This is a genomic window from Methanobrevibacter boviskoreani JH1 (genome assembly GCF_000320505.1).
Classification (GTDB): domain Archaea; phylum Methanobacteriota; class Methanobacteria; order Methanobacteriales; family Methanobacteriaceae; genus Methanarmilla; species Methanarmilla boviskoreani.
Genome location: NZ_BAGX02000036.1, coordinates 1 through 17458, shown reverse-complemented (window position 1 = coordinate 17458; position 17458 = coordinate 1). Strand labels below are relative to the sequence as shown.

The window sequence follows — 17458 nt, the reverse complement described above, 5'->3', positions numbered from 1 at the left end:
TTGTTAAATTAAGTAATATCTGTTTTAAATTATCTAATAATACTAAACTTAGTTATCTGCCCTTATCCCTAATGAATTTAGAGGAATTTAAATGGAAAGTAATAATGAAGATAAATTAAAATATTTGCCTTTAGTTTTAGGTATTTTAGGTGTATTTCTTGGTCTTGTTGAAGGTTTAAATTGCCCTGTTCTTTTTGGATGGGAAAATATTATAACAGAAATGGTTATTTCTGTTGTTGGTGGTTTAGCTGCTGTAATTTTATATTGGAAAACCGATGAAACATTGGTTTCAGGTATTCAATTTATGGTAACTGGAATACTTATGTTTGCGTTAATACAGAATATGGCAACATATGGATTGATTTTATTCGTTCTTACAGGTTTAATCACCGTATTTTTAGGTGGAAATTTCTCAGTATCAGATAAAAGATTGATTGGGATCCCTGCCGGAACCTTTATTTTATTAATTATTATACTTCTTATTGCGGGATTTGCAAGTTCAATGTATGAGGATAACCTTTCTAATGAGATTTCCATATCAAACTTAAATGCCCAGTGTGAAGATTCATTTGGATATTATAACAGTAATGTTACCTATGATCTTAATGTAAATACTAGTATGGATTATATTCAGGCTGATGTAATATACTACGATCAGGATGGTAAAATTATAAGCACGGATACACCATGGAGTCAATATAATATCAATCCAGGAGTATATAAAATAAAAAGTACTTACTTTGATACTTTCAAACCAGTGAAAGCTGAAATATCACTTAAAAATGATTATGATAGTAACGAAAGTTTCTATACTCAGAATGTAACTTTCACACAGACACAAGCCAGTATTTAAATAAGGTTTTAAAATTAGATTTTTCAATAAATCAAATGAATAATTAATCTATTTTATTTTTTATATTTTTTTTAGATGAATGTTTGAAAATAGTTTACATTGAAATAATGTAATAGTTAAAAAAGCAGCAGAATAATAACATTCCGTGATTATTTTGAAAGTGTTATGTGGAGCATATGAGTTAATACAAAAAGATCCCATTTCAATATAAATCTTTAAATAAAAAATAATAAATCTTTATCAATTTCAAGCTTTTTTTAGATATTTATAAAAATTAAAACTTTTTTTAACTATAAAACATGAAAATTCCTTAGAATTTCTAATTTAAAACATATCCATTTAAATATAAGTATAATCAAAGTTATATGTTAGGTTTTATTTTATTAATTTAAATTTAAGGTTTATTTAAATGGAAAGAAATGAGGAATACAATCCAAATCTATTAATTCTCATAATGACCATTGGAACATTTGGAATACTCAGTACTGAACTTGGTGTAATAGGTATACTGCCCCAGATAGCCCAGTATTTTAATATTGGTATAAACTATGCAGGCCTGTTTGTAAGTTCATTTTCAATAACAATAGCAATATCCAGCCTATTTATACCATTAATCTTCAGTAAGTATGATATAAAAAAAGTATTCTCATTGGTATTATCCATATTCGTCATATGTTCATTTGTATCTGCATTATATAAGAATTTCTACATTGCAATATTATGCAGAATAATACCTGCCTTATTTTATCCCGCATATATCAGTCTATCACTAACTGTAGCTGCAGAAATTGTACCTGAAGAAAAAGCCACTGAAAGTGTAAGTAGAGTCATGATGGGAGTAAGTGCAGGATCCATTATTGGAGTACCGATTACAACATTTATGGCAACGGTTTTGGGTTTTAAATCAGCGATGTTATGGTTTGCTGTTGTAAATTTAATAGCGCTTATAGCGACATTAATATTCTTTCCAAACCTTCCAGGAAATCCCACTTCATATGGAACACAGATCTCCAATGCAAAAACAAGGCTGTTCCTGGTTTCATGTTTAGGAGTATTTGTACTACTTACCGGAATATGTACTAGCTATAGTTATATGTCCCAATTTTTACAAACAATAACCCATATTATAGATTTAAACCTAAGTATAACATTATTCCTATTTGGAATAGCTTCATTATTTGGAAATTGGGCTGCTGGAAAATTACTAGTCAGTAAACCTAATCAAACAGTGATAACTTACCCATTCATAACTGCCATTTTATTCATACTATTATTTTATTACTGTAATAAGGTTATACCAACGGTACTGCTCATGATAGTTTGGGGTTTTCTTGATGGACTCGTCAATAACATTATACAATATTGGATTGTATCTGCTGCACCAGATGCACCTGAGTTTGCAAATGGAATATTTATAAGTGTTTTAAATATTGCCATAACCATCGGTACAAGTATTGGTGGTTTTATTATCGTAAGTTATGGGACAGTATATATCTTTATAGGATCTTTAGTAATTTCATTACTCTCATTAATTTTCCTTGCATTAAGGGTAAGAATAAATCCGGATTATACCAAATAGATCAAATAAAATAAGTATAATAAATAAAAAAAACTAATTTTTTTAATTTTTAAACCGTTTTCATTGATTATTTAAGAATTTAAAATGTCTATTAATAGAATCATCACAGTGCCTTTTGTAAAATCCAACAAGAGGACCTACAAATAACGCTGCAAATATAGTGCCCTCCCTTACACCAACAAGACCGTTAATGTAATACAAAGAGATAATTGCTGCAATAACAATCAATGAAATATCTACAAAGGGTTTAATCTTTGAATATACACTGTTTTTAATATATGCAATGGACAATACAAAACCGTCAATAGGTAAGTAAACTATTGCTGATTTTAACTGTAGATAAATTCCAAATGCAAGAATTACTGCACCTACAACACAAAAAACCCACTGCACAATATAATTGAAAGGGTTTAAACCCCTAATTAAGTACAAAGACATATCAATAAAATATCCATAAATAATAGCTACAAAAAACTGCAAATATTGTATTTTAGGAAATTTGCTTCTTAAGATAATTAATTCAAGTAAAATAAGTATTATATTAAAGATCATCGAATAGATACCAATACTAAAAAGAGGAAATAGAATACTTAAAACATTAGGAATTGCAACAAGTGGTGAAGTTCCAAGTTCTGCCTTTACAGAAAAAGCAACTCCCAATGAAGAGATAAACAAGGAAAATACATAGAAAATATACAATCTATAATCGTTTAATCTTTTATTCATGGGATATATTATGTTTTTTAAATTATTTAAAAATATTCTAGAAGAATTATCGAATATAAAAAGGATTTTATAATTTAACTATTATTTAACAGAAATAGAAAAGACATGAATGGAAAGTCCATCTTCAAACATCATTTAACCTGTAGAAATTTAAATTTAAAATCCTCGTTTTTAATAAAAAAAGGATTATATTCTAAACAGATATTTAATATAATGTTTAAACATCCTTATTAAATTAAAATATGATTAATCCTCATTTAATAAAAAAATGAAAATATTTTAAACAATACAATATGAAATGTCCAGATGACCTCATTAAATTAAAAACATACTCTAAACCTAATCCCAAACAAAATTATTCAAATGACAATTTAAAATTAAAAATACAATAAAATCTTTTAATTTATTATAAATTTTATAATATAATTTTGAAAATTTTATAAAAAATAATATTAAATATAATAAATTAATTATTATATATTAATAAATTCATTTTTACTAAATTAAGGGATATCATGGATGAAGATTATGACTATTTAACTGAAAAATATAGAAATCTTGAACTTGAAGATAAAGTCGATAAATTAAAGAAAGAAAACAAAACAGTAAATAAAAGGAACTTTCAGTTAAATAAAGAAAACTTAAACCTAAAAGAAGAAAATAACGAACTATTTAAAAAGAACCAACATTTCAAATCCACAAAAGCATACAAAGTATGGATAAAATATGCCACAATAAAAGACAAAATATTCCCAAATAAAGACAATAAATCCCCTTCTAATAAAAAAATTGAAAAATCTAATTTAGATTTTAGCAATAAACCAATTAAAAATTTAAAGGATATCAAAGTGGCAATTATTGCAGATCAATTCACCTACGACTCATACAAATATGAATTCAAAGCCATTCTAATCAATCCAGACGACTGGCAGGAAAAATTTAGAATCTATAAACCAGACTTATTTTTCTGCGAATCCGCCTGGGACGGCATTGCATCAGAGAACAATGAGAAACCATGGAGAAATAAGATATTTAAGAGATATGATTATAAAGATGAAAATCGTAAGGAACTACTTAAAATCCTGGAATATTGTAAAAACAATAATATACCTACCATATTCTGGAATAAAGAGGATCCAGTTCATTACAGAACCGAAATTTGGTCCTATGCAGATACTGCCTCAGAGTTTGATTATATTTTCACATCCTCTGAGGAATGTATTAAACGTTATAAAAAGGATTATAATCATCCAAACGTTTATTGCTTAATGTTTGCCGGACAACCTAAATTATTTAATCCGCTGAATTTAAGCAATGAAACCATTGAATACCCCGTATTTGCAGGTGCATATTACGGTGAAAATCATCCCCAAAGAACGGAAAAAATGAATATGATTTTTGATAAGGTCATTGAAGAGTGGGGTGATCTTATAATATTTGATCGTAATTATTATAAACAACGATTCGATTATCCTGAAAAATATCAGAAATATGTCCGTCCTGCCATAAAATATGAGGAAACCGCTCTATTATATAAGAAAATGAAATGGGGTCTAAATCTTAATATAGTAACTAAATCAAATACCATGTTTGCAAGAAGGGTATTCGAGTTATCTTTAACCAATACCCTAATTTTAACCAATTATTCCAAAGCTGTTGAAAGAATATTCAGAGACAACGTGTTTTTCTTTGATAAAATGGACAAACTACCTGATTTCAACGGTTCCTATATGGAAAAAAGAATGAACAACCTATACAATGTCTTAGAAAATCACACTTATACCAACAGATTTAAACAGATATTAGATACAATCGGATATCCTTATAGTGAGGATGTAAATGACATTACAATAATCTTTAAATCAGATTCAACAGACAACATAGAGAAGATTATTGACTCATATGACAAAATAGACTATCCGGATAAAAAATTAAACATCATTATCCTTGATAAATCAGCGAACATTAATAATATCAAATCAGAATATCCGGAAATAGATGACATCCAAATAGAAGACAATGACCTTTATGATTATATCCACAATCTCAATAGTGAATTCATAATTATCTTAAAAGACATTACTGACAATGATTTTATAAGTAAAGGAATTTTACACTATAAATATTTAAATAAGAAAATATCAATAGCCAAAGGCCTCGATAAATTCACATTAGGTCAGGAAGATGACATAACCAACAAAATAATAAATAAAGAAGTATACACCAACCTATCCCAAGACATACCAATTGATGTATACTATATATAATGCATAAAGATGGATTTTATTTATAAATTAAATATCTAAAATTTTAAAAATTATATAAAATCTAACTTATGTATGTTTATAAAAAATAGGATTGAATGAGTGAGTTTTATTTATAAATCAAATATTAAAATTTAAGGATTAGATAAAAATTTAATCCATATATAAAGTACTTTGGGCTGTATTTTAAGGATTTTTAAAATTTTAACTAATCCTCTTTTAAAAATGAGAAAAAATAAATTTTTATAAAAAATATGAATCTATTTTATTGATATAATTACCATTTCTTCTGTTCAGATGATGCTTTATGTTGGTTATGTCTTGTCTCAACCATTTCATCAAACCATCTAACCATTTCAGGATCTTGATGGTTGAAGAATAAACTATCACTGGTATTCAATTTTTTAATTTCCTCCATATCCTCATCACTTAACTTGAAGTCAAATACATCAAAGTTTTCTTTAATTCTTTCAAGATGTGTTGATTTACATAATACAACTACTTTTCTTTGAATTAACCACCTTAAGATTACTTGAGCAGCAGATTTACCATACTTTTTACCTATATTTACAAGTGTCTCGTTGGTAAACATGCCCTGCATGCCCTCACCAAAAGGAGCCCATGCAGCCATTTGAACATTTAAATCCTTCATATTCTCTTGAGCCCCATATTGCGCATTTAACGGATTGGTTTCTATCTGATTAACTGCAGGTACTATCTCGCGACCAAATAAACACATGTCAGTTATTCTATCAGGATAGAAATTTGATACACCAATAGCCCTAATTTTACCTTCCTTATATAAGTCTTCTAAAGCCCTATATGCACCATAATAATCTGCAAATGGCTGGTGAAGTAAAACCAAGTCAATATAATCCAAGCCTAATTTTTCAAGTGATTCATATACAGATTCCTTACATTTTTCATATCCATAATTATCAATCCAAATTTTTGTAGTGATAAATAACTCTTCACGGGGAACATCAGTTTCCTTAATTGCCTCACCAACTTGTTCCTCGTTGAAATAACTTTGAGCAGTATCGATAGACTTATAACCAACACTTATTGCATCAAGAACTGCTTGTTTTGTCTCTTCCTGAGGAATTTGATATACACCAAAACCTAAAATAGACATTTCTACACCATTGTTTAAAGTTACATATTCCATATCTACACCTTCAATAGTTTTTTAACTTGATGTTAAATAGTATGAATGTTTTCTTATATAAATGTTTCTTTATGAAACTGTTTATTTATGATATAATTCATATTTTATAGAGAAATATTTATAAAAAAAAAACCTAAAATCAAAATCAAAAAAATAAGAAAAATATTAGAAATCAAATTTAATATATAAATTAAAAGTTTTCAGTTTCCATAACAAGCTTAAAGAGAAGGTTTTTTAGAACACTAATCTCAACATCAGATAAACCAGAAGAAACCTTATCCTCCCAGGTATCTAAAATGGCTATTAATTCATCTGTTTTTTTAACACCTTCTGGTGTAAGATTAACAATCTTTTTTCTACGATTACTAGGATCCTCTTCCCTTGTAATCCAACCCTTATCTTCAAATCTTCTAAGTAGTTTAGCAGTATAACCTTTACTAACCTTAAATAATTTAGTTAATTCCATCTGAGTAGTATTATCCGAAAATCTCAATCTTATAAGAAATGGAGCTTCAGTTAAAGGAATTTCATTGTCCTTTAATAAATCACCCATATATTCACGATAACTATATACCAACTCTTCCACATAATGATATATTCTAATGGATTCAAAATTCTCTTCTTTAAATTGTTCTGAAAGTGCCATATTATCCCTTTAATAAAATAGGTAAAAAACGTTAAAACTTAATTAATAGTTATTGTATGAAATGATATATAAAGTTTCTTAAAATAACTGTTTTACTAAAAAACAATCAAATGTTTTAAATAATAAATAAAGATTATAATAAAAAATAGCATAGTATTTTAAACAATAAAAAATTATATTCAATAATTTAAAAAAGGAATAAATATTAAAATACAAATCCTTCCCAAATCAAATAATTTTAATCAATGAACATTAAATCCTATATTTTTTTATAATACATTCAATTAAAACCATTAAAAAAAAAAAATATTATTTTTTACCATATAATATTCCAGACCCATTTAAAAAATATAAACTAGCCTCTCTTTTCTTCATAAACTTATCGGTAGTATCTATTAATTCTACCTTTTCATAGCCTTTACTTTTTAATTTATCAACAAATCCATCCATATCCCCATATTTTCCCCTACTATAAATATCATGTAAGGCAAAGGTTCCCCCTTTTTTTAAAGTTCTTAAAGCCTCCAACAATATTTTTTGACGATCTCTTGAAGGAATATTATGTATACAATAATTACTAACAATTGCATCAAATGACCCGTCTTTAAAAGGTAGTTTAACAGCATTGCCTTCAATAAATTCAGTTCTAGCACTTACACCCTCTATTTTAGCATTATCTTCACATAATTTTTTATTGAACGATGCATATTCCTTTCCCCAACGGTCCAATCCTATTACATATGATTTTGGATTTTCTTTTGCTACAGCTATTGTTAATGCACCAGATCCACAACCAATATCCAATACTTTACCCTCTTCCACCACCCTTGAGAATTTTGCGGTCTTTTCAATTATTTCCTTTGAAAGCTTTCTTCCTCCATTATAATCAAAGGCTCTATATAACATATACATGTATAGACATATTAAAGCCATTATAATTGTAAGAACAAGAAATATAACAAATAATATTCCATTCCATCCTTGATTAATTACCAATATATTCTCCTTGAATATTAAGGATAAAATGAAAAATATAATAGCTCCTACCAAAAATCCAATAATCATTTGAATAGGCATCCAATTCTTATAATCCGGTTTCATATAATCACTTTTTAAAATTATAAAGAAAAAAATAAAAAATTAAAAAATATTCAATATTTTAAATAAAAAAATAAAGAATCAATTAATTAAAGCTTAATTTACTTATTTATTTATAAATTAAATAATGTCATATATAAACCTTTCTAAATTTTTAGGCATACCTAAAAAAATAATATTGTAAAATCATTAAAATGATAATACAATCATGAAAAAATAAAGAATCTAAAATAATTCCCCAAATTTAAGGTAATTCATATAAAATTTTAAAGACATTAAAATACATATTAATAGTTAAATATTAAAAATCTAAAAATTTATTAATAAGGGGGAAAAGTATGAACTATAGAATATGTCCTCACTGTAAAACATATATGGATTCAAATATTATAAGATGCAGTACCTGTGGAAGAGTATTATCTGATGTAATATACTCTGAGGAAGAATTAGAAAAGGAATATAAAAACTTTGAAAAATACATTAACAAAACATTAAATCCGAAAGGGGTTTTCTCAGATTTTAAAGCTTTACTAAAGGACCAATTTAACATAAAAGGTAATGATGAAAAGGACAACATCGCATTTACACTAACCATGGAACATTTAATTTATCAGAAAGATTTTAATCCATACACTTTAAGAAGAAGATATTTGGAACTTGCAACGGATTTAAATAACCTTAAAAAAATGCCTGTTGAAAAATATCAGGAAATGGTTCATGAAGATGCAAAAGGGATGTTCTTTCATATATTAAATACAAGGGAAATCCAATTTAATCTATATAACCATATTCCAGAACATACAGTACCTGTTTCAGTTGTAAAGAATAAACATGGAACAGGAACAAAGGTAGTTGCCACCGGTTTATTTGGTGTTTTCGGACTTGCAGGAACTAGTGGAGTAAAAGAAGAAACATATAATAAAGTAGTGCCTGCAAGGGACGAACTAACATATAAGGTAAATATTAACGCAAATGAAAACAACATAAGTATTCAAATTATTGACATTAATCAGGATAAGAAATTACCTAAGAACACATATAGTTGGAATCAGATTACTGAAGCAGATGCAGATGATTATCTAAAATCCAAGGAATTCGATGCAATATTATTAAAAGACTTTAATGCAGAAGAAATCACAGAGAGCATAGAAAATATTTACTATATCTTCCTAAATGAAGATCACCCATTAAGAAAAGCAATTAATATTCCTACCTTAAAAAGATTACTATTAGAGGATTTTAAAGAATATGTAAATAATCATGCTTATGGAAATTATGTTCATGAGATGAATGACGAGGCAAAACAGTTAGAGGAATTCTATACACTTAAAGAAAAGGGAATAATTACAGAAAGGGAATATCTAAATAAGAAAAATGAAATTCTGAAAACAAGTAGAAATGAGGAGAATAACGGTGCCCATAAGCAAATTAATTTCTGTCCAAATTGTGGAAATAAATTAGATAAAGATGATAAATTCTGCTCTGCATGTGGTACCAAAATCATATAATAAGTACCAAGTTTTGATTTGAAAATTTTTAATTTAAAGCATATCCATTTATAAAAATAAAGTTTTATAAGTTTTTTTATTAAACGAATTAAAATTGTTGATTTACGTAATTAATTTCTATTTAAGATTTAAACCATAATTAAAATAATCATTTACCTAGATTTATTCTAATTTCAAATAAATTCCATGCGGTTTACATATGGTAAGATTTAAATTTTTATTTTAAGAGTTTAACCATATTTAAAAAATGATTTTAATTTAACTTATTTTTTATCTTTTTATTCTTTATTTTAGCATAATAATAATTATTTTATCTATTTATATAAATAATTAAGCTTTTATAGTTAAATGTATTGATTTAGAAGCTTTATTCTTAAAAAAAAGATTTATATATAATTTAAGCTAAAAATTTTATTGTAAAAAAATATCTTAAAATTTAAGAAAACCATTTCAAAAAAAAATGGCTCTTTGTGATGTTTAAAAATTATTAAATTTATTTTAAACTTACAATTAATTCTTAGATTTCTATTAAAAATCTTCTAAATCGAATTAATATGATTTTTAATAATAAAATATTTTTTAATGAATTTATATTTAAAAATTGTAGGGGGACAAAATGTCGAAAAAATTTAGATTAATTGGTTTTTTAATGGTCTTTATTATTGTTTTCATTAGTCTTGGCGCTTTAAGTGCTGCTAATCTTAATGACAATAGTTCAACTGATTTAGGAGCAAATTCCTCTAATCAAAGCCAGGTTCTTAGTACAGTTATAGATTCCAACAACTCAGATAATTCAAATATTGTTAACAATTATACTAATTCAAATCTTAACAAAGCAGTTAACAATGATAATTCTATTAACAATTCACTTGATTCAAGTACAAATAGTACTAAAACATTGAATAATCAAGTTAGTGACAATTCAAACAAGGTCAATAATACTAATATTTCTACTAAATCCAGTACCCAAGTATTAAAAATCAGTAGCAAACCTACCAGTTTCAGTATTTCACAGATTACCAGTGCTTCAAAGACTGTTAAGGCATATTACATTGCCAATGGTAAATTACCTAGCACTGTAACCGTCGGGTCAGTAAAACTCACCTTAGCCCAATTCCTATACTACCAGTCAAAAGCCATTAGCCAACTAAACTCAAACAACAAAGCAAACATCCAAATCATAGGATCTTTAGATGAACCGTCACGTCCAAATTCCGGTGACTCAGTAAACGGTAAATTAAGTAAATCTGCTTATGTTGATTCAGCTACAAGAACCTATAAATTTATATTGAATTACGATCAAGGTCCAAACTACTCAACTACAACCATAGGTAGAGTTTCATATAATAGATTAATTGAAGCTTTTAGTGTTGTTCTCGATTATTATAATAGTAATAATAAATTACCTAGTACTATTAACGTTAAATACAATTCAAAAACTACTATTCCATCAAGTACTTCCAATACAAATACAAGTGTTAAGTCTTTTACTATTAATCAAATAGTTTCAGCTTCAAAAGTTGTTAAGGAATATTATGATAAGAATGGTAAATTACCTAGTACTGTAACTGTTGGTTCTGTAAAACTTACTTTAGCTCAATTCTTATATTATGAATCAAGAGCTATTAGCCAACTAAACTCAAACAACAAAGCAAATATCCCGATTGTTAATAAGAGATTTAATGAGCCTTCAAGACCAAATACAGGAGATTCCATTAATAAAAAATTAAGTAAATCCGGATATGTTGACTCTGCAACTAGAACCTATAAGTATATCTTAAATAATAATCAGGGACCTAATTACTCAACTACAACCGTAGGTAGAGTTTCATACAATAAATTAATCGAAACCTTCTGTGAGGTTCTCTCATACTATGAAAATACCAAAGCATTACCTGCTTCAGTATATGTTCATAGTAACAGGGTTGGAAACTACACTTACATGTCAGTTCCATCAACCACTAATTATTTAAACGGCCAGGTATTTACTGTAACCTTAATAGATTCTCAAGGAAATATAGTTAAATCTCAAAAGATTAGCTTAAAAATTAACGGCATTACATATACCAACACTACCAATTCAAAAGGTGTTGCAAACTTTGTAATTCCAAAATTAAATGGTAAATACACTGTAAACTATTATTATACCAATAGTAACAATAGATTATCCTCAAGTGGTTCAAAGACAATATCTATTATCAACAGTAATGTTACAAAGATTACAGGTACCAATCTTAATACCTTAAATAATTCTAATGTTAAGTATAATGTTACCTTAAAAGACGCATATGGAAATCCTATAGCAAATCAACAAATAAGCTTTAAAATTAGCGGTATTTCTACTATTTATACTGGAAAAACCAATTCAAAAGGAATTGCTAGTGTAACAATTAATTTACCAGCTGGAAACTATATCATAACATATAGCTTTGCTGGAAATAGCAATTATCCAAAATCAAGTGGAATGTCCAATATTTCAGTAAGTAATATGATAAGAAGTATCCCAATTAATTCACTTATAGACTCTGCAAATTGGGTTAAAGACCAGTATAGTGCAGTGCTAAATGGTACCAAATATACATTTGATAAATACGGTGTTTCTTCCGACGGCAAATATATTATGGCTATTGGTAGACCATCAGCTAGTGGTGAACTATCAAAATATGGTTATACATTTTATAGAAGTGTATTTGAAAGGAAATGTCCAATATGTGGAGGTACACATCTTTACTGGAGCATATTCTGGGCAGGTAATGAATATGATAATTATGGAGTATTCCCTGCAACAGGTAACAAAGAAGGTGGTTCAGCCGAGGGACATATCTTCTGTGCTGACTGTGATGCAGATTTCTCCTGTATAGATGGTTTAAACCATGTTTCTAATTCAGTTAATAACCTTAAGAAATTAGTTGCCACTGTAAGAGCGGCTAAATCAGATGCATATGCTTTATTAAATGGAAGTATGAAAAATGTAGATATTGCATCTACGGTTGGTAAACTTCCTTCCATGGTAACTATCGAAGGTACTCCGTTTACATTAAGCCAATATTTCTATTATGTTTGTAGAGCCATATCCCAGTTGGATGATGGAAACACTAAGGATTTATCATTGATTAACACAGTAGCTTCACCATCAGATCCAAACCGTGGAGATAGTATTAGTGGTGCTAGCTTATCCAAATCAGGATATGTTGATTCTGCAACCAGGACATACAAATACATTTTAAATAATGATCAATGTCCTAATTACTCAACTACAACTGTAGGTAGAGTTCCATATAATGATTTAGTTAAATTATTTACAGAAGTCTTAATCGATTATGGTAACAACAAGAAATTACCTAGTAGCATTACTGTAAATACTTAAAATAGTTTAAGATAAATTCTTAAATTATTTTTTTTACTTTTTTTAAATTCAACTTCATTGGTTCTTATCAAATAATTAAAAATAGCCTAATTTTAAGATACAATTTATGAAAAAACTTTGATTTAATCAACATAATATTTAAATTATATAAAATAAGAATTTTTTATAAAGATCTAAACCAATCAAGTATATATTTCAAAGGTAATAAAACGGAATTTTTTATAAAGATCTACCAATTAGATATATAAGGTTTAAAGACAAATAAAAAAAATCTTTAAAAGAAAATATTTAAATTTATGCTTACTTAGGATTTACTAATATAAAGAATCCGTCTAACCTTCCAAGAAATTAAAATAAAAAAATAGCTAAAAATTAAAGATCAAATTTAATGTTTTTTTAAACTACCTTATAACCACAATGCCTACAAAAGGCGTCTTTCTCATCCAATTGTTTCCCACAGTTAATACAAAAGATTTGTTTAGTTTTAAATCTTTCACCACAATTATTACAGAATATATCCTCTTTTTCTACTTTTGAATTACATTTAGAACATAAATACTCCGGTGTTAATTTAGTTCCACAGTTAATACAATACAAATCATCTTCCCCACATACATTTCCACATTTCTCACATCTATTCCTTGTTACAATATGTGCTTGCTGATTTAATTGAATATTATCCGTATTAATCATTACATCATTATCTCCAATTATCGGTTTACTGTAGAAATCAGTTTCATTTTCAATCTCAACGATTAAACCCCTCATCGTAGCTATCCTTTTATCATCAGAGGGATGTGTAGATAAAAAATCGATTTTATTAGGATTGTTTTTACTCATTCTTTCCCAGAAATTAGGTATACTGTGGATATTATATCCTGCCCAGTAAATAATAGCCATTCCTAAACGATCTGCTTCCAATTCCTGATCCCTTCCAAAAGGCATTAAAATAAGTGAATTATAACCAATATCTGCCGCATATGATAAATCAATCAAGCCATTACCTATTTCACCATGGCCTAAAAGAGCTAATCCAAGTCCACCAAGTCTTGTAAGTGTTGTGATACTGTCTTTCCTTTTTTCCTTACTTAATTTAGTTCTTGAATGATCAAGTAATGCATGGGCCATTTCATGACCCATGATAAAAGCTATCTCTTCTTCAGTACCTGCAATGGAAAACATTCCGGAATACATTACAATCTTTCCTCCAGGCATACAGAAAGCATTTACTGTATCACTTGATATTAAATGAAATTCCCAATCATAATAATCCTCAATATAATCAAGCCTATTAATTTTTGCAAGATAATCTGTTACTGATTTAATCAAATTGTTAGCTACTCTCTGCAAAACCTGACCATAAGGTGTTTCATCAATGATTTTATTCTGTTGAATTATAGCATTATATTCAGCATAACATTCATCAAGAAACTTATCATCATCCAATATATCAAATGCCGCCTTTCCTGTAAAGGGATTAATTTCACTTCTATCATCTTTTCTCATATATTCACCCATTATTATTCTTAAAATAAACTATAGATTTAAAAATATATAAGATTTTATATTATCTTAAAAGAATTATTCCCTAAAAAGATTCATAATATATACATTTAGATAAAAAATATATGAAAAATTAAAAATTTTAAAATGAGTAATTCCTAAAATAAAAATAAAAAAAGAATTGTTTAAATCAATTATTAGTTTATAAGTCTTAAAGATTTTATAAAACATAGCCTTCCTAAAATAGAAAAAACTAAAAAATGGTTTGAACCAAATATTAAACAGATTATAAAATTAAAAAGATTTAAATTATATTTTTAAGTAATTTAAAAAAATAAAAAAAAGAATTGTTAAATTATTGAACCGGATATAAATTATATCTCATAGTTCTTGATTTAATATCATTAAAGTTATCATCAATTAGAAGTTCACCATCTTTAAACACAGTTCTTAAGATGTCCTCTCCAGGACTATCAATTGGAACTGTTTTAAAGTTTTGACCATCATATAATAATTTTAATCTTCCTTTTTTAGATTTTTTACTGTTATCTAATGGTTTCTTAAATATATCAAACCATTTACCATCCCTATATTGGGCGGAACATTTAAATGCAGTTCTTTGAGTATCACGGGTGACATCAGAATGTAATCCTCCACCCATACCAAATATAAGGTTTTCAGCTGCCCAATCATGGGCTTTAATACCAAACAGGATATCACGTATCTTATGGTAATTTAATCCGTCACCCCATAAAACACCGACATTGGCATTGAAAATCTTATAACCTTTATTATTTAAATGAGTACCAAATCCCTTTTCAATAATTTCAAGACAATCCAATGTAGTGGATACAGGTTCTCCACTATCTGGACGAAAAACAATTTTATTTCCTTCTTTTCTATCTAAAAATTTCTTAATCTCATTATTGAGCTGATATCCATCAAAGCAAGCATTTCTTAAAAAGTTCTTATAGTCATAACTGTCAATTACCATTGACAAGACACCGTCATGTGCACTTCTAACTACATTTATTGCCTGGTTTAACTCATTATCAGGACCTTGTGATGTCATTACACTATGTTCAGTTGCTTGAACTGAAAAACCTTCAATTTCAGGAGTATTATAATAATTAGGTGGAACTGTAAGTGCAACTAAGGTATCAGTGCCGGCAAAGCTAAGCAAATGTGCAGAACTACATAATTTTGCAGATTCAGTGGAACTGGCACCACGGTATCCGAAATCGTGTAACATGAATGGAAGATTATCCTTAGAAGATCCGGTTACATCAAGATAAAAATCGCATAATTTCTTGACCTCTGCAGACAATGTTGCAACGGTTGAAGGATACCATACCTGCTGGAGTAATGGTTCAAGATAGTTTGTTAACCAGAAACAACGTTTATCAGTATTTTCGACTGTCATTAAAACATTGCTTACATTTACAGGAGTTCCCTCAGGAACCGCCTTAATCTCAATTGGAAGTTTACCGTCAAGTTCCCTTGCAATGTACATCCAATCGTCATAATTAAATATTCCATCTCCAAGATGAACCTTCATAATCTCATTTGCTTCTTCAACCTTCTCTTCAGTTACAATATCTCCCACCAGGTATTTCTTAAGAATATATTGCAAACCATAGAAGATTGTTTTATTAAATTCCGCTCCGGTTCTATTTTCAAGATATGAATAGATTTTTTCAGTACCTTTTGGATAGAAATAGTGGTGTGTAATCTTATAACTATCTGTTAACAGACATATATTGTTTTCTATCATCAAATCACCATAAAATAATTTAAAAGCTTAATATTATTAAAGTGTTTTATAAATAATGAATTTCTAAAACCATTAATTTAGATAATATTCTAAAACAAAATAAATAAGAATTCTAATATTTAACTACTTAGATTAATCGTTTATACAATATTCACTACCCTCAATTTATCATATAATAATATTAATTTTATTTTATTAGTTACACTTAATATAATTATTTAAAAATTCAAAAATTCAAAGGAATAATCCCTTACAAAAGAAATCAATAAAAGATATGACTATTTAAAAATTCAAAATTACAAAACAAATCCATAAAGGGAGATTATGATTAAAATTTAAAAAAAAGATTCCATTTATATCATGCTTAAATTAAAACATGCTTTATATGTTTTTAGAAAAATTAGTTAAAAACCCTTAAAAAAAAGAAAAAAAGACAAGAATTGTCTAAATAAAAAATTTAAATTTTATTTTCTTCTTCTTGGAATCAATAGGCATAATAAAGCAATTAAGAATGCCACTATAGGAAGACCAGTTGCTGGAGTTCCTTGAGCTATACCAGTTAAATTCTTTTCACTATTATGATCAACCGTATTGCTGTGGTTGTTTTTGTTGGTTTTATTATTAGTGTGATTAGTGTTATTATCTGTTTTATTTTCTTTAACACTAGTTGTATTGTTTGTAGTTATATTAACAGTTTCATTAGAACCTGCAATAACAATATTTGTATAATTTCCAGGTTTAACTGTATTAAATATAACTGTAAAGTTAGCTGATTGGCCGATACCTAAAGTGTTTAAATAGGTAAAGACATTATCATTTTTAACCCAATTGTCACCATTGAAACCTACATAGTTTAAACCTGTATAATTGGATTCCACAACATAAACACCGGTTAAGTTATAATCACCAGTGTTAGTAACAACAATAGTAAATGAGGTTAAATTACCTACAAATACATTTGGATTATTTGCT

Annotated in this window: 12 protein-coding genes; 5 read left to right on the top strand and 7 right to left on the bottom strand. The window is 27.6% G+C overall.

From position 1 onward, the window contains the following. The first annotated feature begins 91 nt into the window (after positions 1-91). Both ON24_RS08640 and ON24_RS08635 read left to right on the top strand, forming a co-directional pair. A complete protein-coding gene (locus ON24_RS08640; protein WP_040682657.1) occupies positions 92-853 on the top strand; it encodes a hypothetical protein in 762 nt (253 codons plus the stop codon). A 409-nt stretch (positions 854-1262) separates the two neighbouring features. Then, positions 1263-2432, top strand: a complete 1170-nt coding sequence (locus ON24_RS08635; protein ID WP_016358184.1) for an MFS transporter — start codon at positions 1263-1265, stop codon at positions 2430-2432. Between the two features lie 60 nt (positions 2433-2492). On the opposite strand, the gene ON24_RS08630 is transcribed toward ON24_RS08635, so the two are convergent. Beyond that, positions 2493-3158 (bottom strand): YczE/YyaS/YitT family protein, encoded by a 666-nt coding sequence (locus ON24_RS08630; protein WP_016358183.1) that lies wholly within the window; start codon positions 3156-3158, stop codon positions 2493-2495. Between the two features lie 515 nt (positions 3159-3673). On the opposite strand from ON24_RS08630, the gene ON24_RS08625 reads away from it, so the two are divergent. Next, positions 3674-5425, top strand: coding sequence for a glycosyltransferase family protein (locus ON24_RS08625; RefSeq protein WP_050553620.1), 1752 nt, complete (start codon positions 3674-3676; stop codon positions 5423-5425). Positions 5426-5699: 274 nt separating this feature from the next. Here the strand turns inward: ON24_RS08625 and ON24_RS08620 are convergent, their stop codons facing one another. From ON24_RS08620 to ON24_RS08610, 3 genes are all read right to left on the bottom strand, one after another. Continuing rightward, positions 5700-6590, bottom strand: a complete 891-nt coding sequence (locus ON24_RS08620; protein WP_040682656.1) for an aldo/keto reductase — start codon at positions 6588-6590, stop codon at positions 5700-5702. 190 nt (positions 6591-6780) lie between these two features. Then, a complete protein-coding gene (locus ON24_RS08615; RefSeq protein WP_040682655.1) occupies positions 6781-7236 on the bottom strand; it encodes a MarR family winged helix-turn-helix transcriptional regulator in 456 nt (151 codons plus the stop codon). A 309-nt stretch (positions 7237-7545) separates the two neighbouring features. Further along, the gene (locus ON24_RS08610; RefSeq protein WP_050553619.1) at positions 7546-8337 is read right to left on the bottom strand and encodes a class I SAM-dependent methyltransferase; all 792 of its coding nucleotides are present in this window, start codon (positions 8335-8337) and stop codon (positions 7546-7548) included. Between the two features lie 335 nt (positions 8338-8672). Between ON24_RS08610 and ON24_RS08605 the strand changes: the two genes are divergently transcribed. Both ON24_RS08605 and ON24_RS09385 read left to right on the top strand, forming a co-directional pair. Further along, positions 8673-9842 carry a zinc ribbon domain-containing protein gene (locus tag ON24_RS08605; RefSeq protein ID WP_040682653.1) on the top strand — a complete coding sequence of 390 codons (1170 nt, stop codon included), beginning with the start codon at positions 8673-8675 and terminating at the stop codon, positions 9840-9842. Positions 9843-10458: 616 nt separating this feature from the next. After that, positions 10459-13209: an Ig-like domain-containing protein gene (locus ON24_RS09385; RefSeq protein WP_050553618.1), complete on the top strand. Its 2751-nt coding sequence runs from the start codon at positions 10459-10461 to the stop codon at positions 13207-13209. Between the two features lie 396 nt (positions 13210-13605). Here the strand turns inward: ON24_RS09385 and ON24_RS08595 are convergent, their stop codons facing one another. The 3 genes from ON24_RS08595 to ON24_RS09380 all read right to left on the bottom strand — a co-directional run. Further along, positions 13606-14715: a M48 family metallopeptidase gene (locus ON24_RS08595; RefSeq protein WP_040682652.1), complete on the bottom strand. Its 1110-nt coding sequence runs from the start codon at positions 14713-14715 to the stop codon at positions 13606-13608. Between the two features lie 352 nt (positions 14716-15067). Further along, positions 15068-16486, bottom strand: coding sequence for a nicotinate phosphoribosyltransferase (locus tag ON24_RS08590; protein WP_016358176.1), 1419 nt, complete (start codon positions 16484-16486; stop codon positions 15068-15070). Between the two features lie 464 nt (positions 16487-16950). Continuing rightward, positions 16951-17458, bottom strand: a 508-nt coding sequence (locus ON24_RS09380) for a hypothetical protein (RefSeq protein WP_040682651.1), incomplete at its 5' end; no start/stop codon positions are given.

Coding starts and splice junctions, on each gene's coding strand:
- ON24_RS08615 (WP_040682655.1), bottom strand. CDS start 7,236: ATGGCACTTTCAGAACAATTTAAAGAAGAGAATTTTGAATCCATTAGA.
- ON24_RS08605 (WP_040682653.1), top strand. CDS start 8,673: ATGAACTATAGAATATGTCCTCACTGTAAAACATATATGGATTCAAAT.
- ON24_RS08590 (WP_016358176.1), bottom strand. CDS start 16,486: ATGATAGAAAACAATATATGTCTGTTAACAGATAGTTATAAGATTACA.
- ON24_RS08595 (WP_040682652.1), bottom strand. CDS start 14,715: ATGAGAAAAGATGATAGAAGTGAAATTAATCCCTTTACAGGAAAGGCG.
- ON24_RS08635 (WP_016358184.1), top strand. CDS start 1,263: ATGGAAAGAAATGAGGAATACAATCCAAATCTATTAATTCTCATAATG.
- ON24_RS08640 (WP_040682657.1), top strand. CDS start 92: ATGGAAAGTAATAATGAAGATAAATTAAAATATTTGCCTTTAGTTTTA.
- ON24_RS08610 (WP_050553619.1), bottom strand. CDS start 8,337: ATGAAACCGGATTATAAGAATTGGATGCCTATTCAAATGATTATTGGA.
- ON24_RS09385 (WP_050553618.1), top strand. CDS start 10,459: ATGTCGAAAAAATTTAGATTAATTGGTTTTTTAATGGTCTTTATTATT.
- ON24_RS08630 (WP_016358183.1), bottom strand. CDS start 3,158: ATGAATAAAAGATTAAACGATTATAGATTGTATATTTTCTATGTATTT.
- ON24_RS08625 (WP_050553620.1), top strand. CDS start 3,674: ATGGATGAAGATTATGACTATTTAACTGAAAAATATAGAAATCTTGAA.
- ON24_RS08620 (WP_040682656.1), bottom strand. CDS start 6,590: ATGGAATATGTAACTTTAAACAATGGTGTAGAAATGTCTATTTTAGGT.